We start from the raw sequence: 25,069 nt of genomic DNA, 5'->3' as shown, positions 1-25,069 counted from the left end.
CCTCGACTTGCATGTGTTAAGCCTGTAGCTAGCGTTCATCCTGAGCCAGGATCAAACTCTACATTGTAAAATATCTTTTACCAACTCTTACCGAAGTAAGCGTTGTTTGTTTGTATCTGTTTCAGAACGAGCTTCCAAATTAGAGTTTAAAGTCAAACAAACTTGACGGTTCGTTTTTCTTCTACCCAAGAATGAGTGTTTCATCATTCTCGCTTCTTGTACTACTTTATCTGTCTTATGTAAATCTTTTCAAAGAACTCTTTCTTTATTCGCTTTTCTCGAACTCTTCTCAATCTCGTTTTGCTTGAGGTTTCGTTCGTTCTCGAAAGCGGATGCAAAGGTATAGCTTTTTTCCGTATCTCCAAAACTTTTGAGTAAAAAAGTTAAGGAAATCTGCACTTTTAGGGTTGAAATTGATATACCTCAACTAAAAGCTATGTTCGATAACAGCAACACATTAATTATATATAGTTGAGAGTTGAGAATTGGGAGTTGAGAGTTTAGGGGTCGGGAGAGAAAATTCCTAATTCCTAATCCGGACGCATTGCCGTCCGACACAATATTTGCATTCCTGATGCTCAATACTATGAGCTCAGCGCACGACAAAATCTTTGGTGCGAAATTCTCGAGTTTTGAGCGGTTTGAGCTAATACGTTTGCGCACAGTAGGTTATGCGATTTTCTAACGAAGCGTTATGAAATCAGACGCGCAAAAGAGCCGTTTTTGGATGCAATAGCGCCACTTTTACACTACAATAGTGGCACTTTTATCATGCAATAGTGCCACTTTTACAGTCTAATAGTGGCACTATTGTAGTGTAAAAGTGGCGCTATCGTATGGCACGGGGGCTGTTTGCACAGCAAAACACCGAAAAAACAGCTTTTCGATTCTCTAGAATCAATTTTTATTTTGTAACAGGTTTTTACTCTTTGTACGATATTTGCATGATGGGAAACGATGATACGAAAAAACGGCGCTGCCCTATTGATTAGGACAGCGCCGTCGAAAGAATTATAGTTTCAGCTTAGAGCTGTGGTCATTACTTAACTACCACCTTCTGTGAGCGGAATACGTGACCCTGCTGCATCTTTACGAGGTAAACACCTGCAGCGAGTGAAGATGTCTGGAATGAAGAGGGAGATACGAGGTACTTAACGAATGCTCCGTTAGCGTCGTAAATCCATGCCTTCTCGCAGTTCTGGAAGCTGAGCTCGCCGTTGGCAGCCTCTACTGTAGAAGCACCACCCTTCACAGTCTTGATGGCTGTGAGGTTGCCCTCGAGGTTAGCCGGCTCGTCAGCAACACCCTGGTCGTGGAGGTCGGCAGGACCCTGACGCTCAGGATTGTCACCAGAAATTTCTACACCGAAGTCCATAGAGAAGCCCTTGTTGTGGAGACCAGTCGGGAGGAATGCACCTGCGAACCATGCGTCAGAGAAGACGATGCGCAGACGTGACTTGCCAGTCTTAGCGTCCTCAGGCACCTTGAACTTGCATGTGATGCCCTCTGTCTCGATCTCAGGAGTAGCCTTACGAACTGTTCCTACGAAGAAGAGCTGCTCGCCTTCCTCAGGATTGTCAGCAATCTTGTCCGGGTTGAAGTTGTGGTCGCCGTTGAGGTCAATCCAGCCACCAGCGAAGCAGTAACGGAGACCGTCGGTCTTCTTCGAACCATTGTATGTAGCGTTAGAAGTGTCGAATGCCTTAACGAAGAGAGTAACTTCCTGACCCTGCTTAACCTTGAGCACCTTGTCGGTCTGGTTGTCATACTGTGTGCCGTCGAGTACGGGATGGTCAGTATGGTAGTCGAGGTTCTGGTCAGCACCGGTTGTGGTCACGTCAGTAACGTAACGCTGCTGGCGAGCGATGTCAGCACCGTCGCAAGAGGGATCCATCTGAGAGATGCCATAGCTGTTGTCAACACGTACGGGGAGCGAAGCCTGGTCGCCACGTGTAACCTTCACCCACTCTACCGGAGAGTAAGTCTTGAGGTCTGTAGAGACTGAGCGTACGCCGATGTACGGCTCGTCATCAGCGCCGTCGAAGAGGATGTCGCCTACGTAGCAGCCCCATGAAGAGGTGCGTGCAAGCTCAGAAACGCGACCGTTCTCGCCGTTCTTATAGAGCACCTCGAAGTGGTCGATGTTGGCCTCGTCGTTGTAAACGAGATCCCACTCGGCACGCTTCTCAGCCTTAGCGTCAACATTCCAGAAGAGCTTTGCAGACATAGAAGTCTTGGTCTCCTCCTTCACCTCTACATTGAGATCCTTAACAAGAGCCGGGTTGGTCTTGACAGCGTCGTTGACCTGGAGCTCGCCTACGTACATCTTATAGTTGTCGTCGGCACCCTTAACGCGGAGACCGATGGCCTTGATGACGTCGCTCTGTGAGAGACCGCTTACGCTGACGGTCTTCTCGTTCCAGTTATTGCCCTCAATGTTTCCTACCGGTGTCTCCACCCAAGAACCGTCAGCCTTCTTGAGGATGACATAGAGGTTGGAAGCGTTAGATCCTTCCTTACCGTTCTTGACAGCCACCTTTACGAAGGGATCGCCGGCGCTGACATTGAGGTCGGTCTTATAGAGTACGAGGTCTGTACCCTCTGATGTAGCCTTACCGGTGAGGAGGAGGCTGGTACCGCCGATGTACTGGTCGTCATGCGAGAAGCGTGCGTCGATGTCTGTAGAAGCAGTCAGTGTGCCCGGCTTAACAACGAGCCAACGGTATGTCGGAACGTAGTCCTGGTTAGACATGTTGTACCATGAACCTGCAGTCTTCTTTCCCTTGTATGCATAGCGGTCGCCGTTGCCGAGATTGAAGTGTGTCTCGAAAGGCAGGTTGCCGAAGATAGAAGAGCGCTCAGGAATCCATGTTGCTATACCAGCGAAGGTCTGGAGAGGCTTCTGTCCGTTGCTTGCTTCCCAATCGTTGCCGCTGTTACGGATTTCGGGACGTGTAAGCGGGTTGCGTGTACCGCCAGACATAAAGCGCTCGAGGAGATACTGATAGTTGGTCTGTGCGTCGTAAGCGTCAGTACCATTATTGTATGACCAGAAACGGCTCTGAGCGTGCTCACCCCACATACAGAGGCTCACCTGCTTGGCATATTCGTCAGCGTTGAGACGGTTCCATCCACGGTTAAGGCTTACAATCCAAACACCGGTGTAGAGACCCTCGGTGGTTCCCATTGCATTGATGGCCTGCTTTGCAGAAGAAGAGAGCTGGTATGAGAAGTCTCCGTTAGAATAGTTGAGCATGAGGTCGTGTGTACGTCCCTCTGAGTTGCCGAAGAGAGCGTCTGCCTCGTATGCAGAAAGACCAGACGAAGAGGTGTAGATACCGCAATGGAAATCGTCGAAGCCGTGCTTCTTTGCAGAAGCGTAGAGACCCTTGTGGAATTCTACGATATCGTCATCTGAATAGCCAGAATCCTCCCAGTTATAGTTGATACCGTCGAAACCGAAGTACATGAGACAGTTGATCATCGGCTCGAGATACTTGAACGAGTCGTCGTCGTTACGGTCTGAGATGAAGTTCATCCAGCCTGCTGCGCCGTCGGGACGACCGCCAGTGGTGTCGAAGAACTTGATACCAGAATACATAGCCGAACCGTTCTTGTGAGCAGCGTCAGTCCATGCTGAAGGAGCTGAGAACACACCGTGGTTCCAAGCACCGAAGATGTTGGTGTAGTTCCACATAGAGAATACGTCGCTATGGAAAGTCTTGTTGGGCTGACCAACGGCTCCGTCCTTACCTGCGTCCATCGGGATGTTCATCCAGAGGTCGCGCTTCTCGTATGTGTCCTTGATAAGACGGTCTGCACGGTCGAGGATGCCCTTGTTGCGTACGTGTGAACGGATGAATGCGATGTCGCTCTGCTGAATACCAGCTGCTGCAAATTCCTCAGCTGTAGGATACTTACGACCGTTCTGGTAAGCGTTGTAGAAAAGCTGCATGAGCTTTGTGTCGCTAAATCCACTGAAGTCGTAAACTGATGATGACGTTGTGTCGTCGGCAGCGAATGCAGGTACGAAAGAACCTGAGAGCATACCAGCGAGTAACATCGCGTGGAGTGTAGATTTCACCTTCATGTGATTCTTTGTTTTAGTTAATATGGTTATTTTTTGGTTTTTAAGTTTAATGGTCGGATAATGTCCGAGTTAGCTGTCTGATTTAATATCGCTGCAAAGTTAATTTAATTATTTGAAAAAGAAAAGAGAATTTTTAAATTATTTTTTAACAACCATAAGATTTAACATTATACACCTGACAAGCAGACATCGCGCCGTTAGAATCTTGTCATTATCTCTACTACTATCTTGTCTTTCTCAGAGGGTTTTGCCACTCCGTCGTTGCGATAGAAGTATTTCTCGTAGTTCAGACGGATGTCGCTTACGAAGGGGCGCTTCAGGCTTAGCGTCAAGCCACCCGTAAGGCGTGAGCGCTGGTGGTCGTTGACGATGAGCTTGCCTTCGGTGTTTGCCTTGCCGTCAACGTAGCGCATGCCGTCGCTGTGGTCGCTCATATAGTCATAGCGGAGGAGCGGGGTGACGTAGCGCACAAGGGAGCGTTCGTTCTTCACGGGAATGTCGTAGCTGACGAACGAATCGAAGGCGTGGACGGGACGGAAGGCATCGGCGGCGTAATGCTTGTAGAGATACTCCGCTTCGAGGTGCCATCCGTGAGAATGCCAGTAAGCACCGGCATCATACATCATCACGCTGGCGTTGTCGGGCTTTATCTTCTGCGTGGAGAGCGTGATGTTGAAGCCGCGCGGAAGCAAGAACTGCGCCTTGGCGGAGAAGTTGACGCTGTTGGTCCAGAAGTCTTTCTGATTGGTGAGGCCCGAACCATTGAAGAGTCCAGCCTCGATGATGATGGGGAAACCGGCGTTAAGAGTATAGCCGAGGGCTGCACCTACGTCGCGCACGTTGCCCACCTGCTTGGCGATGAAGGAACGGTTGGCGAAGTATTGCTGATGCGGAGAGCGGTGGGCGTCAATGGTGAAGGGCACACGGAACTGTCCCATCGTAAACTGCAAGCCTCTGACGGGCTTCAAGCGTGTGTAAGCATCGAGCATCTTTATCTTGCCCTCGTCGCAGAGGTCGATCTCAGCCTTGTATGAAATCACGGGCGAGAGCTTGCCGTCTACGCTGATGCGGGCGTTGCGCACCTCGAAACGTCCCTCGTTTTCCTCGGTCTGATATTCATACTTGCTGCGTATTGTTCCGTGAACATTCACGGGTGACTGTCCGTCAGCGCTCTGTGCCGCTGCTGTCATGGCGGCGCCGAGCAGTGCGGCTGTCACGACCAATTGTCTGTTTCGTATCATCATATTGTCTTATTGTTTGCGGTTGCAAAGTTAAGACTTCCGTATTTTACAGACTTTAACGAGGGATGAATAGACAATGACAAACATGTTACAAAAGCGTTACATTACTTACCGTCCGACTTTCCTACGGTCAGCACGCTGACTCGGACGTCCTTTGCGGTCAGCAGTTCGTTGCCGCAGGCTGTGACGGAGGCGCCGGTGGTGAAGATGTCATCAATGAGGAGAACGTGCTTGCCTTCTATCATCTCCGGGCAAGCAAGGCGGAAGGCGCCCTCCATATTCTTCAGACGCTCAGAAGCGGAGAGGCGGGTCTGGGTGGAGGTGTCGCGGACGCGGAAGACGGTGGCGGCGGCAATGGGCAGACGGGTGACCTCGCTGACGCCCTTGGCAATGAAAAGACTCTGATTGTAGCCGCGCTGCTTCTCCCTCTTGAAGTGGAGAGGCAGTGGGATGACGATGTCGATGTCGTCAAAGAAGCCATGAAGCATGAGCTGTTCGGCAACAATACGGCCGAGCAGGTGCGCCACGTCGGGACGCTTGCCATATTTAATAAGGTATAGGAGTCGAGCCATCTTTGACTGCGGAAGGTAGTGTACGGCAGCCACGGCCTTCTCGGCATGCAGCTTGCCCCACAGCATTCGGGCAGTGTCGTTGTCCTCGGGACGAAGACTGTCGCGTGAGAAGGGAATGGAGAGCAGACATTCCATGCAGATAAGGCTGTCCTCGGTGATGCGCTTGCCGCAAACGCAGCAGCTACGGGGTGAGAAGAAGTCGGTGAGCATATCAGAAGATGTCCTCCTCGTCATTGTCGTTTACGTCCATGCAACGGCGGATGATGTCCATGCCGAATCCTCTGGACATGGCAAAGCGGATAAGCTTGCCGTTGCGTTCATAGTCAGTGGACCCCTTAACAGTGCGTCGCTTTGAAGCTAATAAGGGACGCAATGCCTCGGTCCATTCCTCGTCGTCCACCTCGTCAAGCACGGCAGCGGAGATATCCTGATCAACGCCTTTGGCATATAGCGCCTGCTCTATCTTGCGACGTCCCCAACGGTCGAACCTGATCTTATCGCGGACAAAGAAACGGCAGAAGCGCTCGTCATCGACAAAGCGCTCGCTGACAAGACGGGCAACGACGCGCTCGCTGGTCTCCTGGTCTACTCCCCAACGGCGCAACTTGTCGCGCATCTCGCCGGTGGAGTGCTCGCTGCGTGAACAAAGGGAGGAAAGACGGAGAAGGGCTTCCTGCTCAGTGGGGACTTTTTTAGTGGATGGATACATATTATATAATGTGTGAGGTATGTTATTATTTCTGTGCCTTTACGAATCGTGGCTTACCGAAGCAATCGTCCTCGACTACGCTTGTGGCGAATCCCATGTCCGACGCCATTTGTGCTGTATCGTGGGCGTAGAGCGTGTTGCACTCAAAGAGCAACCAGCCTCCTTTCCTCAGGCTTCGCATGGCGTAGCGGGCGATGGCACGATAGAAGAGCAGCGGGTCGGTGTCAGGAACGAAAAGCGCGAGATGGGGTTCGTGTCGGAGAACATTGGCGTGCATATCGGCAGCTTCGCGGTTGCAGATATAGGGAGGATTGCTGACGATGATGTCCCATGAAGCAGAGGAGGCATTGTCGGCGATCAACACCTCTGCCCCACTCTGATTCTCCTCTGCAGGAAAATCCTCCTCAAGCCTCAGCGCGTCACGACGGCGGAACTTCACGTCTGCACCAAGGCGCTCGGCATTGTCGGCGGCAATACGGAGGGCGTCTTCCGAGATATCCCATGCTTCGGTATGGCAATGCCTGTCGGCAAGGGCAAGACTTATGCTCGTGGCTATGCATCCGCTACCTGTGCCGATGTCGAGGATGCGTGGTGCGGAAGACGTGACAAGGTTGACTGCCGTATCGACAATCCATTCCGTTTCGGGACGCGGAATGAGTACGCCGGGAGCGACATGGAAGGGATGGCCGCAGAAGAAGGCTGTGCCGGTGACGTACTGCAATGGCTCGGCATCAAGAAGACGGGCCACCGACTGCTGCAATCGCAGGGTGTCGGCATCGGAGAGATGCTCCGTGGCTCCGCAGAGAATGTCGGCGAAGGAAAGGCTGAAGAGGTCTTCCAAGAGCATTCGTGTCATTGCCTTCGCTTCCTGAGGTCCGTACATTGGTGTGAGCCGTTGGCAGATGTCGTGGTATGTCATAGATTGGGATTTATATAAACAAAAAAAAGATGTGAACATATTGCTATGCTCACATCTCACATTCCTTAAGTGCCGCGAGCGGACTCGAACCCGCACAGCCATTACTGGCCAAGGGATTTTAAGTCCCTCGTGTCTACCAATTCCACCATTGCGGCGCCTGTTTCTTTAAATTGGAGCGGCAAACGGGACTTGAACCCGCGACCCCAACCTTGGCAAGGTTGTGCTCTACCAACTGAGCTATTGCCGCATATCTCGCTTTATTGCGGATGCAAAGTTAATAAAATTTTCAGAAGTGAGAAAGTTTTTAGGGCAGTAAGAGAGGATTTTTTAATAAAAAAGTTGAGAGTTGAGGGTTGAGAATTGAGAGTTATGATATGTCCTTTAAATAACATATATCTATAATATGATAATCATTGGTTATCATAACTCTCAACTTTCAACTCTCAACTCTCAACTAAATAAGCTTTACTTCACGCACAGCTTCTGTGTGGCTTCTGTCTTGCCGTTGGTCATGCGAACGATGTAGAGACCTGGGGCGAGGTTGGCGTTTGCCACTGCGCGACCAGACACGTCGTATACGCCCTCAACGCTGAAGCCTGAACCTGCAACGAGAACCTTGCCGTCCTGGCAATATGCCATAGGCTGGGCTGCGTCCTTAACGTCGGTGATGGCTGTAGCAGCATTTACGAAAGCCTGACCAGAGTTGTAGACCTGGCACTCCTTCTCGTTTGTGCTGTAGTTGCTGATGAAGGCAACCACGCGCATCTTGTCAGCGTTCCATCCCTCCTTGAGAGGAATCTGGTAAGTGCGGCTGTATTCGAGAGCGGTAAGGTCGAGTGACTCGCCCCATGCTGTATTGACGAGAGAACGGAGTACGCCGTCCTGGATGTATTCGTCACGACCTTCCTGCGTGGTGCTCTTGATGCCGTCCTCTACGAGCCATACAGTAAGACGGAGATCGGTCTGCTGCTGCAGTACGGTAGTGGTGGAAACGCCGCTTACGGTGGCGTCGAGCGACTTGCCGTCAGCCGACTTCTTAACGTCAACCTTCACGTTTACGAAGGCAGGGATGCTCTGTGCGCCACCTACCATGCCGGTAACGTCGCCAGATGTAGCGATGAAGTAAACCGGACCCGGGTCTTCCTGACCTACGAAGATACGACGGTCAGCGCATACGCCAGGCACGAACGGACGGGCAGAACCGAAGAGCTTGTCATACTCGGTCTCGCCTTCAGCAGTAAACTGGTCGGGTACTCCCTTGTAAGGACGGTGGTGCTTCACCCAAATAACGTCATTACGGTCAGCAATCTCCTTAGCGTAAAGCTCGTCAGCGGCAGGTGCTTCCTTATAATACTCGGCAGTGAACTGCTCGAAAAGTACGTTGTGCTTATACACCTTACCTCCCTCTGCATAAACAAAGACGGTATGAGTCTGAGCATTGTCAGCCATATCGGGGTCGTCCTTGCCATTCACCTTAGTGATGGTGAGCGTAACGTCTGCAGTGCCAAGGTCGGGGAATGAGAGACCAGCAATCTCCACGTCAGCAACCTCGCTACTTGCAATCTCGAAGTCGTCGTCGGTGTCAGCCTCGCTTACCACCTGACCGTTCACAGTGGCCTGAATGTGCAAAGACGTGATAGGCTCGCTACCGTAGTTGCGTACACGGAGAGTGGGCTTCCAAAGACCGTTCTTCTGCTCGATGTAGTCCTCTGTGGAGATGACCTTCTCGAGAGCGACGTCACAGTCAGGAGCGTTGCCGGTAAGGATGCCACGAACGCGGAAGTTGGCAGGCACCTGAGCGGGATTGAGCTTATACCACAGACCGTCAGCACCATACCAGTTGCGATCCGGCTCGCTTTCTATAGAGTTGTCGTACGTGATGGTGTTCATGCTTTCCTTCTCACCGATGAGCACCTCGTAGCCTACATAGAGGTCCTCAGTGCCCTTGATGGTGTAAGGGATCTCCAGTTGGCAGCGGTTCCATCCCTCTTCCCATTCCGTTGTGGACGATGCAGCCACCACAGCGTCCGGATTCTCGATATCGGTGGATACGAACACGCGTACAGACGAACCCTGCTTGGGCTCCACTCCGAAGTCGACATACTTGATCTGACATCCCTTATACTTCTTGGTGACGCTCGGTGTGAAGTGGGCGGCTGCGTGCACCTGATGAGCAGCGATGTCGTCTTTATCACGCTGCACCTGCATGGTCTGTCCCCACTGAGTCTTACACCATCCAAGGATGAAGTTGTTCTCCTTAGCCTGCTGCTGAGCCATCAGTCCGGTAAGCGGAGCTGCGGCAAGTGCTGCGGCAAGAGCGATTTTTCTAAATGATTTCATTGTTGCTTTATGATTTTGTTATTAGAGTCACTTTACGTAAAGAGAGGGATGGCCAAACGTAAGCCATAAGGAAGCGAAATCCCGCTGACTGCATTTTGCCACCCCTCCAGAGAGTGATAATTTATATCTAATTACTTAACTACAATCTTCTTTCCACCCTGGATGTAGATGCCAGCCTTGAGCAGCTTGGTGCTGTTGCCGACATACTGTCCGTTGAGGTTATATACAGGAGCATTCTCGTTATTCTCCTCAGATACGTTGATATCCTTAATGCCTACATACTTGTCGAATGCCATGTAGAGCACCGGAACCTGATCCTCTGCCCAGCAGTTGGTGCCGTTGTACGGAGTGTTCTGCGACTCGTGCATAGAGCGGTATGTACCTCCCTCTGCGTTGAATGTGCGCCATAAGCAACCGAACATTGCAGGACGTGTACCAGAACGGAATGTCACGATACAGAGGCTCTGAGTGTTGTCATACTCGAACGGTGTGTCAAGGTCGAACGAAATGATGTTCTTCTGACCAGGTACGAAGTAGTTGATGCCGTCGTAAACGAGAGTCATGTCGTCGGTAGAGATAGGACCGTCCTCGCACTCGCGCTCCTTAGTATTCTTCATATAGATCTGGATGCTCTGCTCCTCAGAAGTCTCGTCGAAGTTAGCGTCATACTCGAAGCCGATACGCATGAGCTTAGAACCCGGAGTGGCATTGATTTCCTCAGGATAGTAAAGCATGAGCGACTGGTCGTTGCTGCCGTAGCACTCGAACGGAGCGTGTGTGTTGACCCACTCTGTAGCAGGATCAGTAACCACGTTTGTCCAAGGAGTAGAAGCAGTAGCCTCACATGTTACGCTTACGGTGTTGGTCTTGTTGTTGCCCAACTCCTGGTCGCCTTCCATTTCCACAGTAGCGAAGATATCGAATGTACCCTCGAGAGTCGGAGTATACTTCATCTCTACGCTTACAATATCACCAGCAGCAATCTCCGGCACCCACTTGTTGTAGCCGATCTGTGTAAGACCGTTGCCGGTATCGAGCATTACACGTACCACGTAGCTATTCTCCTCAATCTTGTTCTTGCCGAGGTTAGCCACCTTAACAGTTGCCTTGTTCTCGTAGTCAGTAACAGCATCAGAAGATGCAGACAAAGAAACAGCAGCGATGTCGTTGTCGAAGATCTCCGAAACATTCAGATTATACAAGCAGAATACGTCAGCGTCCTCTGTCTTTACGTTGAAGCCGAAATGATAAACGCCGTCCTCTGTCGGAGTGAATGTATCGGTGTAAGTGCGCTTGTTGTAGTTGGTCTCTGAGTACATACACTCATGTGAGCCGATGGTCTGCACCACCTTATCCTTAGAAGCCTCTGTTGCGATGGCAGAATAATAGCTGAACTCTACCTTCGGATAACGATCCTCAACGGTGTAAGTGAAGCGATATGTCTTGCCCTTCTTCAGATTGAGCTTCGGAGAGAATGCCCAAGAGTCAGTCTCGCGAGAAGATGATGTCCAGAGAGTGTAGCCCTGGTAATCCAGCGGACCAGTGTAAGAGAAGTTAGCGCCGCTCTTACCAGCATCTTCTACAGTCCAGCGGTTAGCCTCGTTCTCCTCGAAGAGGTTGAACTTCTGCGGAGTGTCCCATCCGAGACCTGCGCGAACCTTCTCAGTAGTGGCTACGCCACCCTTACCACCTTCTTCGGTGTAAGCCTGTACCTGATAGTAGTAGTTGTCATCACCAGTGATGGTCTCGTCAACTAATGAGGTCTTGCCAGTATTAGCCACGCGCTTGTTGTCGGGCTGACGTGTTACGATATACTTAATGCTTGCCGGGTTTACATAACCGTTGTTTGCACCGATGTTAGGAGCTGTCCATTCCACCTTGATGCTCTGTTCGCCGAGCTTTGTAGCCTTAATGTCCACCGGAGCAGCGGGAGCGTCATTGCCGCTGAAGCAACGTACGCTGTCAGGCATACCGATTTCGCCGGCTACACGGCAAGGAACAACGTAGTATGTATTGATGCCGTTCAGAGGAGCTGCGTCCTCCCACTCCATCGTCTCGCCCTTCTTGCCAGCAGCAGGAAGTGTGGCGAGAAGCTCTGCGTTGTCGGCAGAAAGAAGCTCGGCTGTTGTGTTGGCCCCCTTAGCGTCAGCCTTCTTGCGGTAAACGCGTACCTCAGCGAGGTCAGAAAGTTCTGTGCGGTTCCAAGCGAGTGTCGGGTTGGTCCATGACACGGTGTTCTTGCTTACAGAGTTGTCAGCAGGGACGGCTGCGATGGAAGTAACGCGGCCGGCTGCCTCGCGGCTGTCTGCTGTAAGATAAGGAATGTACATACCGTTGAGCATTGTGCCGGTGGCAACACCACCCATATACTCAAGCTCGCATGACTTCTTCATCTCTGTGGGAACACGGAAGAGATAAGCATAAGCGTTAGGATAAGTTACGGCATACCAGTAGAGGTCGCCCGTAGAATAGTCGAATGCCATAGAACCGAATGTACCCTGGATGATCGGGTTCTTCTCTTTGAGGAGTTCCATAACAGACTCCACCTCGTAGTCCTGATTGAACTTAACGAGCTCTGTGCCCACTGCATTGAAATTCTTGTCTGCCTTTGCTCTTACAGCCCACATTGTGCCGTCGTAGTCGAAGCAGAAGTTGAAGTAGATGAAGTCGAGTGTTGTAACGAGTTCAAAGTTGCCGTTCTCGTCCACTGTATAGAGGTCAGTGTATGCCTGGTCTGTGTTCTCGAGGTTCTGACCGAAGACGTATGTCTGTCCGTCAGCGGGGTTGTATGCCATATCATACTGACTCTGCCACTCGCCGTTTTTTGCAGCGTTGGTCCAGTCACGCCATACACGTATCGAGTCGGTCACCTCACCGCTCTTCACGTCGATGGTACCATAGAAGTCAGGATACTCTGTGAGAGTGTAGATACGTGTGAAGAGAGCGTGATACTTCTCACCGTCAAAGGCACCACAGCGCATACCAAGAATCTGCTGGTCATCTGTGGGGTGATACACGTAAACCTTCTCCATTGAGTTGTAGGCGTCCTTCACCGGGAACTTCACCCATCCACGTTTCTTACTGGGGTCAGCTGTCTGACCGGCATAAGCTACGACGCCCTTCGACTTGTCGTCGATGCTACTTGTAGCATGCCATGGGTTTTCTGACTGTGCCGCTACCGGAGGAGCGACTGGAGCCTTAAACGCAGGAAACACGTTTGTCTTCTGTGCGGACGCCGGGAGCGCTGTCATTGCCGCAAGCAGAAAAGCTGATGCGTAAAATCTTTTCATGCGATTATTAATATTTAGTTGTTAGTAATAATTATTCTTTACTTTACTATCTTCTTCACTACGGTGTTCTGTCCCTTGCTTGCCTTCACGATGTAAGTGCCGTGGGGCAGCATGGATGTGCCGATGGCTGATGTGGCGCTTACGCTTACCACTGCAGCACCGTTGATGGTGAACACCTCAGCGCGATCTACCGGCTGTGAGAACACAATCTGCGAACCGTCGAAGCTTATCTTCACAGCGTCGTCAGCGTTGGCAAAGCCGATGCCTGACGTATTGTCGATGTAAGAGAAGAGCATGTACGGCATGTATTCGGCTGTGAATATCTCGTCCTGCGGAGCCTCTTCCTTGCTTCCACGATAGAACGCATAGCGGTTCTTGCCGGTGGTGTAAGAGAGGTGCCATACGGGCAGGTCGGCAGAAGGCATCACGTCGCCCTCGATGTCGATGTTGAAGCGGATGTTGACGTTGCCGCCAGCATAATGATATGGCTTGTCAAGCTTGACGTAGAAGTCCTCGTTGTCGCCGGCTCCCTGTACGGTAAGCTCGCCGTCGAACACCTTGGTCCATCCGTTCAGCTCGAACACGCCCATGATGCTACCCTCCTTGCGGATGAGGTTGTCCAGCTGTGTCTGCTTCATGAATATCTTAGCGGGGAAGGTGTAGGCGCCGTCCGTCTTGCCGTTGAACGCGAACTGCAGTCCGGTGATGTCGATGTCCTTCTTCTGCATCTCCTTCTCAAGGAAGAGAGCCTGTGCCTCCCAGTGCTTGTCGTTCATATAGAAAGCTCCGAGCCATCCCTCTGTCTCGTCCTTGTTGACGGTTATCCAACGGTCGGCATGTGCGGGAGCCACCTTCACGTCCAGTGTGGTCTGTGCTGTGTTGTCAGCAGGATAGGTGTCGCCGTCAAGCACCACGCGTGCCGTAACATTCACCTCGCCCTCTGCAGTGGGAGTCCACTCCACGGGCACGTCCATTGTCTCGTCCTTGCCTACCGGCTTGCTGGCAGTCTCAGCCAGCACCTCGCCCGTCTCGGCATTGATAATCTGTGCCTTGTATGACGATACGGCAGCCTTGCCCTCGTTGCGCACGCTTACTGTGAAGATATGGCTGACGCCACAGTTTACAGTGGCAGAACCGGTGAAATCGGTTACGCTGAGGTCCTTGTCGCTGTATTCTCTTATCGAGACATCCTTCAGGAAGATGCGTCCGTGCTTGTGCTCTGACTTGGCGTGGAAGGCTATGTAGCCTTCGCCGTTCTGCGGCTTGAATACGTCCTTGCCGTAAAGATAATATCCCGAAGCTGTATGGAACTCGCCGAGATCCTTCAGCACGGTGGTCATGGCAGAAGGTGTCTGCTCTGTGCCGTAGCGCACGTCCATCTTCTCCTTCACTTCCTGGAACGACTCGGTCACCCAGTTGGTGGAGTAATATGTATAGCGAAGCTGATATTCCTTGTTGCCGTCGAAGAGCAATGAGGGCGAGAAGAGCCAGTCGTCGGCGTCCTCTGTCTCGCTGCGGTCATAGAATGCCACGTTGTCATAAGGCTCGAAAGCCCATGTATGTCCGTCGTTGTTGTTGTCCACCGAGGTCCACACGCCGAAATCGTCCTTCGTGTTGAGCGGCGAGACGAACGGTATGCCGTATGAAGGACCGAAAGCCACTACGTTTGACTGTGTCGAACCACCCTTGCCCTGCGCATTCTTCGCAGTGACGATGTACGAATAGCCGGCGTGCTCAAGAGCCTCGTCAGTTACGGAGCACTGCTTGAGCGACGTTGCTACGGTCTTGTTGTCGGGCATGCGCACCACGTCGTACGAAAGGGAAGCCTTGTCGAATGTGCCGCCGTTAAGACCTTCCGTAGGAGCTGTCCATGTTATGGTGGCGTTCTTTCCGCTTGCCTTCAGCGTGACGTTCTGCGGAGCTGCGGGCACGTCATAGCCCACGAAGGTACGGCTCTCGCGATAGATGCCATCGCCTGAAGCGTTGGCTGGCACCACCTTATATATATATGAGCCGCTGGGCACGTTCTTGTCTGTCCATGTGGCAGCCTCACCGGGCTTTGCGTCAGAGATGGTGGTTACGAGGGAAGAATTGCGATAGACCTTCAATGAGGAAAGGGAAGAAAGCGATTCTCCACGATAGTCCTTTGAAGGATTGGTCCATGAGAGGCGCACCTCGTTGGCACCCTCCGATGTGGGAGCTGCAGCAAGCGATCCTACGTACGAAGGAGCGTTGTCAGCCACGTACTGATAAGGAATGGCCATGCCGAGAATCTGCGGATTGCCCTTTATCAGTTTCTTTGACAGCATCTTGCCTGTCTTGGTGTCAAGCTCCACGAGGTACGAATTGTCGTCCATAGCCTGAGCCACCCACCAGAGACGATGTGTGGTCTTGTCGAACTCCATCGACTGCGAATAGTCGGCAACGAGCAGATTCAGCTCCTCTGCGCCTACCTTCACTGCTGTGGGCTGCGAAGCCGTAGCCTCGTCAATCTTCATAAGATAAGACGTTCCGTCGAAGGAATAAGAGACGCCGTAAAGCCATCCGTTGTCGGCGGCAAGCGTCATGAGCGCCGTACCCTTGATGGAGCCGAGGCGCTTCAGAGCGTATGTCGTGTTGTCCACCTCATAGAGGTCGGTGGTCTTTGCGTTCGTGTCATAGTGCATCGCGAAGATGCGGTTGGTCTTCGGGTCGTATGTCATCTCATCGATGATGAGGTGCGATCCGTCGTCCACGTAGTTCCACTTCATCTCATATTCGCCTGTCTTTGGGTCTACAAGGCAGATGCCCTCCGGCATAAACACGTTGGCGTAATAGGTGACGCGGTAAGCCACCATCTTGTCGCCCACCATCGTACCAGCCGTAAACACTGACGACTCGCCGGCTATCATGCCGTACGACTTTGTCATCGTGTAAGAGTCAGGGGCGTTGGTGGCGAAGTGCATCACGCCGTAGTCGCGCAGACGCGTGTCGAAGCGCAGGTATCCGTAGATGTCAGCCTCGCCGTCAGCGATGTCATAGACATAAGGTGCCTGTTCTGATGTTGTGGTCTGTGCAGCAACGAAGGTGCCGGCAAAAGGTGTAGCCATGGCAAGAGCCAAGGATAGTAGAATCTTGTTGTACATATCTTCCGATTTGTTTTTTAAAGATAGGATATGATGTCGTGGAAATATAGATTATAAAAATGTTAGTCTTGCTGTTTGCTTACAGCATTAATTTTGTGCAAAGATACATTTTTATATCGAATTATTATTTCAAAATGCAAGTTTTTTTGTACATTTGCAATGTTTTCTATTACTTGTGGTGCTGTTTGCGCATACAATTCGCAAATAGGTTACACTTAGATACTGAACATACATTAATAATCATATTAACATAAACCATTCGTATATGAAACACTTTACTCACTGTATGGTTGTGGCAGGCATGATAGCCCTCGCCACACCGGTAGCCGCCCAGCAGATGGCTACCCAGCTTTTGCCCCGTACCACTGTTGTGTCTCAGGCAAAGGCAGCCGCCGCAGGCTCTTTTGTTAAAAACGCTGCACCGGCCCCCCAGAAAGCCATTAGCATCAATCCTTCTGACTATGGCGAGGTGGTGAGCATCATCAGTGAGGACTTCTCAAAGATGACCACCGGCAGTGAGGCTGAGCCTGACGAGGACACCGACATCAGCTACCAGAATGACGACAACGCATGGATAAACATGTCGGGCGACTATACGAAAGAGTTCGGATGGGGCTCACACGGCGCTTATCCCGCAGGCGGATGTCTCTACATCAACAGCGGCCAGGTCAACACTCCGCTTCTCGACCTTACCGGCAACGACGGCATCTTCTTCGTGAAGTTCCGCGCACGCACATTCGAGGAGGACGCAGAGTCTAACTACACCGTCATCGAGGGTGCCGAGACCAACGGCATGACAGCCACATGGCGCTTCCTCGAAAACTATCAGGTGGAGAAGATTGACAATACATGGCGCGAGTATGAGTTTATGTTCCATGACGGCGGTCCCACAACGCTCATCAACATCTGCCCGCAGGACGCTGCCATCCTCATCGACGACATCGAGGTTTATCAGGTGAAGCAGTACGTCGGCACACCGGCTGGTCACAAACACCGCTTCTACACCGGCAAGACTTTCAATCTCAGCTGGGACGCAGTGGACGGAGCCGACAGCTACCTGCTTAACGTTTACACCGTGAAGGGCGACGGCGTTACGCCTAACGACTACATCGTGGAGAACAAGAAGGTGACGGGAACCGAATTTGTGGTTGACAACGCTGACTCGGGCGACACATATTATTATACTGTTCAGGGCATGAAGGGCGACAAGGTTTCTATGCCGAGCACACCGGTGAAGATTATGGACGTGGAGGCTCCGACGCTTGCCGACGAATGCCCCACTAACGGCGACACATACACAGCCTCTTGGAACGAGGTGCCGACAGCCGAGCGCTACAACTACGTGGCTGCAGCAAAGAACGTGGCTAAGGAGGACGGCAAGATGACCGTCACACATCTCTGGATGCCGGGATCGACATACGGCGAGGGTTCGGAGATTCCAGTGGAATTCACTAAGGACAATCCCGATGACCATTCTGCAGACCGTGGCTATCCGCAGATGAACGGTCAGGCAGGATGGCGTGCCACACACTATGCTGTATATAAGGACGCACTCGTGCTCGACGCTTTCTGGATGACCCAGGCTAAGGAAGACGACGGACTCATCTCACCGGAGTTCGACCTCAGCAAGGACGGCGGCAAGATCAACATCGAAATGACAGCAGCAGCCGAGCCGTGTACATACTATGACGAGAATGGCACCGCTCAAACGGCATACACACGTTGCGCCGTGGCTCTTTTCTCTTACGACAAGAGTGTGGACGACTTCGTACAGACCGAGCTTGTATACGTGCAGGATCTCAGCAACGACTGGCAGACAAGGACTGTGGAGCTGACCAAGGGTACAGACCGCAGCATAATCGGATTCTACGGCACCTACACATGGACAAACCTCTACATCAAGGAGCTGAAGATCACGCAGAACTATAAGGCTGGCGAGTTCTTCTACGACCCGTTCTATTACGGCAACTTCCTCGAGGGCACATCTGTGGACGTGACTGTTCCGTATCGTCTCAAGGGCATGGACATCTATCACCGCGCACAGTCTGTAAGAGTGAAGCAGGCTGCCCAGAGCGAATACGAGAGAACATCTTACCTCGAGAGCAAGATGTCTGACTATAAGCTCGTCATGGCAGAGGCTCGCCCCACCGGCATCAACAATGCTGACATTTCGTTCAGCGGAGCAACTGTCCGCATGGAGGGCGACCGTCTCGTGGTCAACAATCCCGCCAAGGCTCCCGTTTACGTCTACACAGCAGCTGGTGCTGTAGTGGCAAGTGACATGAGTGGCGCCGAGACCGCAAGCTTCAGCGTTCCTGCCAATGCCACATACATCGTGAAGGTGGGCAAGCAGAGCGTAAAGGTTACATTATAATATAGGCTAAACAGAATTAGCATAACATAAAGAAACAGATGTAAGGACCGTTGCTGTTGAGCATGGTTCTTACATCTGTTTCTTTTTTTGTTTTCTACTAAGTTACTATAATCTGATTGTGTCTAACGAGTAAATATTATCTTCTTTCCGTTTTTAATATACACCTGTCCTTTTTGCGGAGTTATCACTTTTCTGCCATTCAAATCATAAATACGGCTCTTGGAATCAGTGTGCTCCGTGGTGACATTACGTATTGCTGTCGGGAAATCATCTGTCTCTATAAAATTAGTGAAATAATTCCATCCCCAAGCCTTACGGTATTTTTCAGCAGTACCCATCGGAACATAAACCGGAATGTCATTGGGAGTACTTGAATTAGAATCAGAATTGTATTCACCAAATGGAGATTCCCCCGGATGATGAGTGCATTCCTCGCATACTGGAGGTTCTTCAGCCATACAATAGATGCGTTTTAATTCTGGTATATCGCAAAAGCTCTCTTGCCCCAACTGTTTCAATGTAGCAGGAAAGACAATCTGTTCCACCGAGTCACAACCACAAAAGGCCTCCCATTCTATCACTTCAAGTCCGTCTGGCAATTCTATTTTCTTTAATGATTCGCATCGGTCAAAGGCATCATGACCAATTGTTTTTACAGAGGATGGTATGTTTACCTCTTGTAAATTCCAACAACTGCTTGCAAAACTGTCAGGTATCTTTTCCAATCCTTCTGGCAAATGTATCTTTTTCAAAGGATAATTCTGCTGAAAAGTGGTTGAACCGGATATGATCTGACATGAGTTCGGGATCCATACCTCCTTTAGACGGCAAGCATAAAAAGCTGCATCACCAATCTTTTCCAGCCCCTCCGGTAAAATGATAGACGAAATCCTTGACCTGAAAAAACATCCGACACCGATTTCTTTGATGGTAGACGGCAACACTACTTGCCCTTTCAAGCTACTGCAATTATAGAAAACCAATTGTCCAAACCTTTCAAAACCTTCAGGAAACACCAGAGGATCAGTCTTGAGACTTACACAATCCGAGAATGCGTCTGATCCCAAATACTGTAAGGATGAGGGTATGTTTATCTCTTCAAGATTGACGCAGTAAGAGAATGCCATTTCTTCAATTCGCTTGACTCCATCCGGCAGGATGATTCTCCTTAGATGGATAGTGTTTATAAATTCCAAACTTGGGTCCAACTGTTCTTTTTGATGCCAAAAGGCTTTCTCTGGAATAATGCCATTTTCTATCTCGGCATTTTCAAGATTTATGACTGAAAGTCTTCCGTTTAAGGAAGCATCCCAAAGCGTGTGAATATCTGCATCATCCACAGTTCCTCTGACCACCAAGGAGTCTACATTATAAATGTTGTCCCCCAAGACATCTGCCAAATCTCCAGCATGAGACGTTATATCCAAACTCTGAAAGTCTTGGTTGTCATCAGTGGTTTTAGGGGCTTTAATTGAATAGCCATAAGTAGGACGATTAAATATCGCAGTCTGTTGCTTACCTATTAAAGTTGTATCAACCTTCTGACCATATACAGAAGACAAGCAGCCAAGAACACTTAGTAAAAGTAACACATGTTTCATACCACTAAATGTTAAAAGTTAATATTATAGTTAATAAACACATTGAATCCCCTTGTGGATTTTAGATTTCAAATATACACCAAATTATCGTATTTAACAAACAATAGCCACGAAAGTTTTTTTTGTGCAAACATTTTAACAGTTATTACAAGCGTGTACGCTAACAACGTAACTGTCAGGGTAATACGCACCGAGGCTGATACAAACCCAGAAGGTTATGGCGTCCCGCCGTAGCCACGCACCCACGAATGCAAACAGATTGAGTATGAGCTGCAGGTTCCGCGGAGCGGGACCTATATCATGAAACCCACTGCAAGCTGCGAAGCAGCGCAGCTGTGGGTACGTGCGACACCTCCACCCCATATAGTTCCCCGAAGGGGGACTGACGCATCCCGTATGATGTTGAGGAAAGTCGGTCCCGCTTTGCGGAACCAAGAGAGGGAGATGGTGATGCTTATCCCACAGCTGCGCTCCTTCGGAGCTTGCAGTGGGTTTCTGACGGATACGTGTCCCCTCGGGACACAACGCTGATTGATGTTCTGCTATGAGAGGCTGCGTGGCTACGGCGAGACGCCATCCGACACAATATTTGCATTTCTGATGCTCAATACTATGAGTTGAGCGCACAACAAAATCTTTGGTGCGAAATTCTCGAGTTTTGAGCGGTTAGAGGCAACATATTCATACACAGCATGTTATGCGGTTTTCTTACGAAGCATTATAAAATCAGGCTCTCAAACGAGCCACTTTTGTATGCAATAGCGCCACTTTTACACTCCAATAGTGCCACTATTAGCATGCAATAGTGCCACTTTTACTGTCTAATAGTGGCACTATTGGAGTGTAAAAGTGGCGCTATTGTTAAGCATGGGTGCAGTTTTCACAGCAAAACACCGTAAAAACAGCAAACCGGAACTCTAGAATCAATTTTTATTTTGTAACATGTTTTTACTCTTTAGACAATATTTGCATGGTGGACAGGAAGAGTTTTCAGACAAGAAAACTTGTTTTGCATTACTTTAAACACTATCTTTGCAAAAACAACCTTTAAAGACTTTGCGTATGAAAAAGCATTTACTCATTATCATGCTTCTCTCGCTCTCCACATTGCTCAGTGCGCAGGAAGCAAAGAAGTTTCTGACTGAAGGAAAGGTATGGAAGTGTGTCACCAGCAACTACAGTCCGCTGCATGACGAGGGCGACACGCCCTTCACGGTGAAGGTGGTGGGCGACACCATCTGCGACGGTAGAACGATGAAGAAGCTGCACATAGAATACGAAGAAGGCGTTAAGGGATTCTACTCGCGCAACGTTGCCGCATACGAGGAGGGCGGAAGGTTGCATGCCTACGACAGCAGCAACGAGGTTGGTCCAGACATTCTCCTCATTGACATGAACCTCAAGGTGGGCGACCCGATTTTGGACGGTTGCCGTCACGTAAGCGCCGTGGACACCATCTGCGTGGACGGCATAGCAAGGAAGCGCATCACGATCGGCAATGATGCACAGTCTGCGATTATATGGGTGGAGGGCATAGGATCGAACGTCGACTTATGGTTCACCTCAATAGCCGTACACATCGGCGAATACTCGATGCTAATGGAGTGTTACGACAACGGCAAGAAGGTGTTCTCCAATACCGACTTCTCTCTCCCTGCCACCAGCAGCATCAACCAGCCGACCGCCGACCCCCTCAAAAACGGCAAAGCCTACGACCTCTCCGGACGACGCATTAATCCTGCAAAGCACCACGGGGTGTATATAAGGAATGGGGTGAAGAGGATTGCGAAGTAGGCAGGGCTTTGACAAAAACCTTACTCCACAGTCCGCTTATGGGCGCAAATCCTATCGGATTTAAATAAAAGGCTTTACATTAGGTTTTACGAGAACCAGTTCTCGACAACCTAATGTAAAGCCTTTTATTTGTGCACAGCACGCGCCCATAATCGGAAAAAACAAAGAAAAACACAAACTTTAATTCTGTGATTAACAAGGCAAATTGTAGGAGAGGGTGTGCATTCTATGACAGAATGATGCTGCGCAAGAGATACATTATCAAAACCATTAACGACATGCTGAAGAATACGGCACAGATTGTACATTCACGCCATATATCTGTAAGCAACTTTATCATGAACCTTATTTCAGCCTTGGGAGCATATTGTTTCTTTGATAACAAGCCAAAGGCATTGCAAGGATACTGCATCGAAGACACGAAGCAACTTACATTGTTCTAAGGACAGAATAATCTCTTTCGATTCTTTATATATAGCCCATGTCTGATGGCATGGGAAGAGAATTCATGTATCTGTCTTAACATGCAACTAATCGCTATTTTATCCCGAATTGGGGTAATAATGTTCAATCGCATCTCGAACACTGATATCTTCAATTAAAGCTGTGGTATAAATTATTTCTTCCAAAACAACACTTCCATATTTGTTTTGACTAATAATTTAGACATGATTTTCTTGTTGCTTAAACAAATTTTCATTATATTTGCAGTCGAAAGTCTAACAAACTAAATTTGTTGTAGGTGAAGAAAACAGTCTTCGATTTGTGATGATATTAATAGGACGGTCATATTATATCCAGACCTTACTGGTAAAAAGGCGTACCTTCTAAGAAGCACGATAGATTTCCAAGATAAATTGATTTTTTGTTTAATAATAGATTGACAATTATGAAAGGAAAAGTTTTAATTTTATCTTTATTCATGAGCTTTCTGTTTGTTAGTTTGATTTCTTGTAATCAACAAGAAACTATGCCTATTGCCAATAGCGTTAGAACTGAAACAGTTCATGAGTCAAATGCACTAATTGACGTGAAGGATAGCATATCTTTGCTTAATCAGCAATTAGGTCAGAATCAGTCAAGAAGTTTCTTTGGTAGACTCTTTAAATCAATTTTTAAAGTGGTCGTTTCTGATTGTGTGGGTGCTTTTAATGGTTTGATAAACGGCAATAATGTTTGGAATTCAGCAGTTTCGTCTTCATCTAAGGCTGCGACAACAGAAGCAAAGCCATATCTAAAAGATTTAGAAGATATGATTTCAACAAGAGCGCAATTATCAAATACCCCCATAACGTCTCTTATTAATACGGATGTGAAAATGGACGATTTGATATTAAATGAAGATAAATCAAATTTGACGTTGGCAGATAGTTTAGGCTATTTCCACAATAAAATAATACAAGATGCCTATATAGAGAATAATGATATTAATTATTGGGCAAATCTTGATGACAAGGGATTGGTTTTAAAAATAAACGAAGAAGTGCAGAAGTTCGTTCCTGTGAAAATTAATGGTGATAATGATATTGAATCTACTGCGACTTTTTGTAGTTTTGTAGGAACTACATTGTCATAAGCTAATACTGCACAAGAGTTTTTGGATTTAACAAAGAAGAATTATCCTAATTTATCCAATTCTATAGATGTTCTTTCTTTGTATCTAAATGGTATGGAGAGTGTCTCTACACAGGAAGAATGGGATAAATATTGTAAAGATTTAGTTCGCATTATTTCTAATTCCAATCTTGATGATAGCCAAAAGGAATCCTTGAAGGCTGGTGTTGTTGTAGGTTATGCAAGTTCTAAACTTTGGAAAGATGGAAAAGATTAATTTTTTAGTTTTGGCTTTGCTCCTTTTTGCCTTTGGCAATTCAAAGGCGCAAGTAATCAATAATAAAGCAGACTCAAACAGAGTTTGTTTGTTTGATGTGCTTGAAAACAAGCAGTATGATGCTAATTCTGAAAAGATTTCCATTGTAACTGCTTTGGAAGAAACTACGCAGTTGATAAAAGGCACAGAAGCTTACAAACGTACCGCTCTTGTTGTTTATACAATTTCAGATTCCAACGGGAAGAGAGACGTAAAACGAAAAGTGTTGGATGAGGAAAAATGGCAGAATGATTCTTTTATGCAGGAGCATAAAAAGAATGTTGCCAATTTGATAGGGACTCCTTTAACACTTACTTTCGTATCTCGTAATTCTAATAAAAAAGGATGCTATCCTTGTAAAAAATCAATCGTTGATGACTCTACGATTTATACAATCAATGAGTTTAATGAGAAAATGGGTGATTATCATGTCCTCAGTTTTAAGTTAAACTTTACTGGAATTACAGAAGAATTGCATTTTGCTTCCCGAGCTTCAAAGTTGTACCTAAATGACTTAAAGCAAGTAAATACAACATGGATGATAAATGCCTATGTTGGGAAGAAATCCTATGGCTGCAATGTTTTGAAGGAAAAACTAAGCATACTCAATGTTTATTATGTAACTCCAAAAGAAGCTAAAAGTATATATAAGTCTAAGAACTTGACTTTGACAAAAATACTTAGGAAATAGTATGTGAATTCAATAAGCAAGTGCAAAATTACAAAATGTTTTTATAAAATCACGAGGGTGTGGTCAAAACTAAAAAAATAGCGAGAAAAGGCAAATCGTAGGAGGAGGGCATTCCTGCCCGCAGCTCCTACGATTACCCTTTTCTTCTAATTTTTTTTGAATCCCTTTACTGTGTAACCTTGTGTTTTTTATGTTTTTCTTTTGTTGGCACAGTGATGCTTCGGCATCACTGTGCCAACAAAAGGCTTGTGGATAAAGGTTTTTGTCAAAGCCCTGCCTAACGCAATAGCAGAACCTTTAGGAAACATTTCTTGCACGTTCACACTTTTTAGTCGCACTTTTTGTGGAACTTCACACTTTTTAGTCGCACTTTTTGCGGAACTTCACACTTTTTAGTCGCACTTTTTGTTGTCATAAGAATAAAAACCTTATCTTTGCAATACGGAACATTAA

At 48.6% G+C, this 25,069-nt stretch carries 14 protein-coding genes, 2 tRNA genes, 1 rRNA gene and 1 pseudogene; 6 read left to right on the top strand and 12 right to left on the bottom strand.

The genetic code is table 11. The features are described from left to right. The 11 genes from CHL74_RS03090 to CHL74_RS03040 form a co-directional block, all read right to left on the bottom strand. Positions 1-67 (bottom strand): 16S ribosomal RNA (locus CHL74_RS03090); the annotation flags it as partial. Positions 68-1,039: 972 nt separating this feature from the next. Next, a complete protein-coding gene (locus tag CHL74_RS03085; RefSeq protein ID WP_094879660.1) occupies positions 1,040-4,090 on the bottom strand; it encodes an endo-beta-N-acetylglucosaminidase in 3,051 nt (1,016 codons plus the stop codon). A 197-nt stretch (positions 4,091-4,287) separates the two neighbouring features. Then, entirely contained in the window at positions 4,288-5,280 is a 993-nt protein-coding gene (locus CHL74_RS03080) for a porin (protein ID WP_254923206.1), read from the bottom strand. Positions 5,281-5,435: 155 nt separating this feature from the next. Then, positions 5,436-6,137, bottom strand: a complete 702-nt coding sequence (locus CHL74_RS03075) for a ComF family protein (RefSeq protein WP_141241223.1) — start codon at positions 6,135-6,137, stop codon at positions 5,436-5,438. Continuing rightward, on the bottom strand, positions 6,115-6,612 hold the full coding sequence (locus CHL74_RS03070) for a regulatory protein RecX (protein ID WP_094879656.1): 498 nt from the start codon (positions 6,610-6,612) through the stop codon (positions 6,115-6,117). Before CHL74_RS03070 ends, CHL74_RS03075 begins: the two co-directional genes overlap by 23 nt. 25 nt (positions 6,613-6,637) lie before the next feature. Beyond that, entirely contained in the window at positions 6,638-7,531 is an 894-nt protein-coding gene (gene prmC / locus CHL74_RS03065; RefSeq protein ID WP_094879654.1) for a peptide chain release factor N(5)-glutamine methyltransferase, read from the bottom strand. A gap of 70 nt (positions 7,532-7,601) precedes the next feature. Continuing rightward, positions 7,602-7,686: transfer RNA gene (locus tag CHL74_RS03060), tRNA-Leu, on the bottom strand. Between the two features lie 16 nt (positions 7,687-7,702). Next, positions 7,703-7,778: transfer RNA gene (locus tag CHL74_RS03055), tRNA-Gly, on the bottom strand. Positions 7,779-7,996: 218 nt separating this feature from the next. After that, the gene (locus CHL74_RS03050; protein WP_094879653.1) at positions 7,997-9,871 is read right to left on the bottom strand and encodes an Omp28-related outer membrane protein; all 1,875 of its coding nucleotides are present in this window, start codon (positions 9,869-9,871) and stop codon (positions 7,997-7,999) included. A gap of 131 nt (positions 9,872-10,002) precedes the next feature. After that, positions 10,003-13,161, bottom strand: a complete 3,159-nt coding sequence (locus CHL74_RS03045) for a fibronectin type III domain-containing protein (RefSeq protein ID WP_141241221.1) — start codon at positions 13,159-13,161, stop codon at positions 10,003-10,005. Between the two features lie 38 nt (positions 13,162-13,199). Then, entirely contained in the window at positions 13,200-16,286 is a 3,087-nt protein-coding gene (locus CHL74_RS03040; RefSeq protein ID WP_141241220.1) for a T9SS-dependent choice-of-anchor J family protein, read from the bottom strand. Positions 16,287-16,551: 265 nt separating this feature from the next. On the opposite strand from CHL74_RS03040, the gene CHL74_RS03035 reads away from it, so the two are divergent. Beyond that, entirely contained in the window at positions 16,552-18,660 is a 2,109-nt protein-coding gene (locus CHL74_RS03035; RefSeq protein ID WP_141241219.1) for a hypothetical protein, read from the top strand. 122 nt (positions 18,661-18,782) lie between these two features. Here the strand turns inward: CHL74_RS03035 and CHL74_RS03030 are convergent, their stop codons facing one another. Beyond that, on the bottom strand, positions 18,783-20,261 hold the full coding sequence (locus CHL74_RS03030; RefSeq protein WP_094879648.1) for a leucine-rich repeat domain-containing protein: 1,479 nt from the start codon (positions 20,259-20,261) through the stop codon (positions 18,783-18,785). A gap of 1,062 nt (positions 20,262-21,323) precedes the next feature. On the opposite strand from CHL74_RS03030, the gene CHL74_RS03025 reads away from it, so the two are divergent. The 5 genes and pseudogenes from CHL74_RS03025 to CHL74_RS03010 all read left to right on the top strand — a co-directional run bounded on the left by CHL74_RS03025 (position 21,324) and on the right by CHL74_RS03010 (position 24,616). Further along, positions 21,324-22,055 carry a hypothetical protein gene (locus CHL74_RS03025; protein ID WP_141241218.1) on the top strand — a complete coding sequence of 244 codons (732 nt, stop codon included), beginning with the start codon at positions 21,324-21,326 and terminating at the stop codon, positions 22,053-22,055. A 197-nt stretch (positions 22,056-22,252) separates the two neighbouring features. After that, positions 22,253-22,498, top strand: a pseudogene (locus CHL74_RS03020) (transposase); the annotation flags it as partial. Between the two features lie 446 nt (positions 22,499-22,944). After that, the gene (locus CHL74_RS03015; RefSeq protein ID WP_094879645.1) at positions 22,945-23,631 is read left to right on the top strand and encodes a hypothetical protein; all 687 of its coding nucleotides are present in this window, start codon (positions 22,945-22,947) and stop codon (positions 23,629-23,631) included. A gap of 21 nt (positions 23,632-23,652) precedes the next feature. Continuing rightward, positions 23,653-23,886, top strand: a complete 234-nt coding sequence (locus CHL74_RS15500; protein ID WP_141241217.1) for a hypothetical protein — start codon at positions 23,653-23,655, stop codon at positions 23,884-23,886. After that, complete coding sequence (locus CHL74_RS03010; RefSeq protein ID WP_141241216.1) at positions 23,873-24,616, top strand: hypothetical protein; 744 nt, start codon at positions 23,873-23,875, stop codon at positions 24,614-24,616. Before CHL74_RS15500 ends, CHL74_RS03010 begins: the two co-directional genes overlap by 14 nt. Positions 24,617-25,069: the final 453 nt, after the last annotated feature.

The sequence above is a fragment of the Prevotella sp. 885 genome, assembly GCF_002265625.1.
GTDB lineage: Bacteria > Bacteroidota > Bacteroidia > Bacteroidales > Bacteroidaceae > Prevotella.
This window is presented reverse-complemented; position numbering and strand designations above follow the sequence as displayed.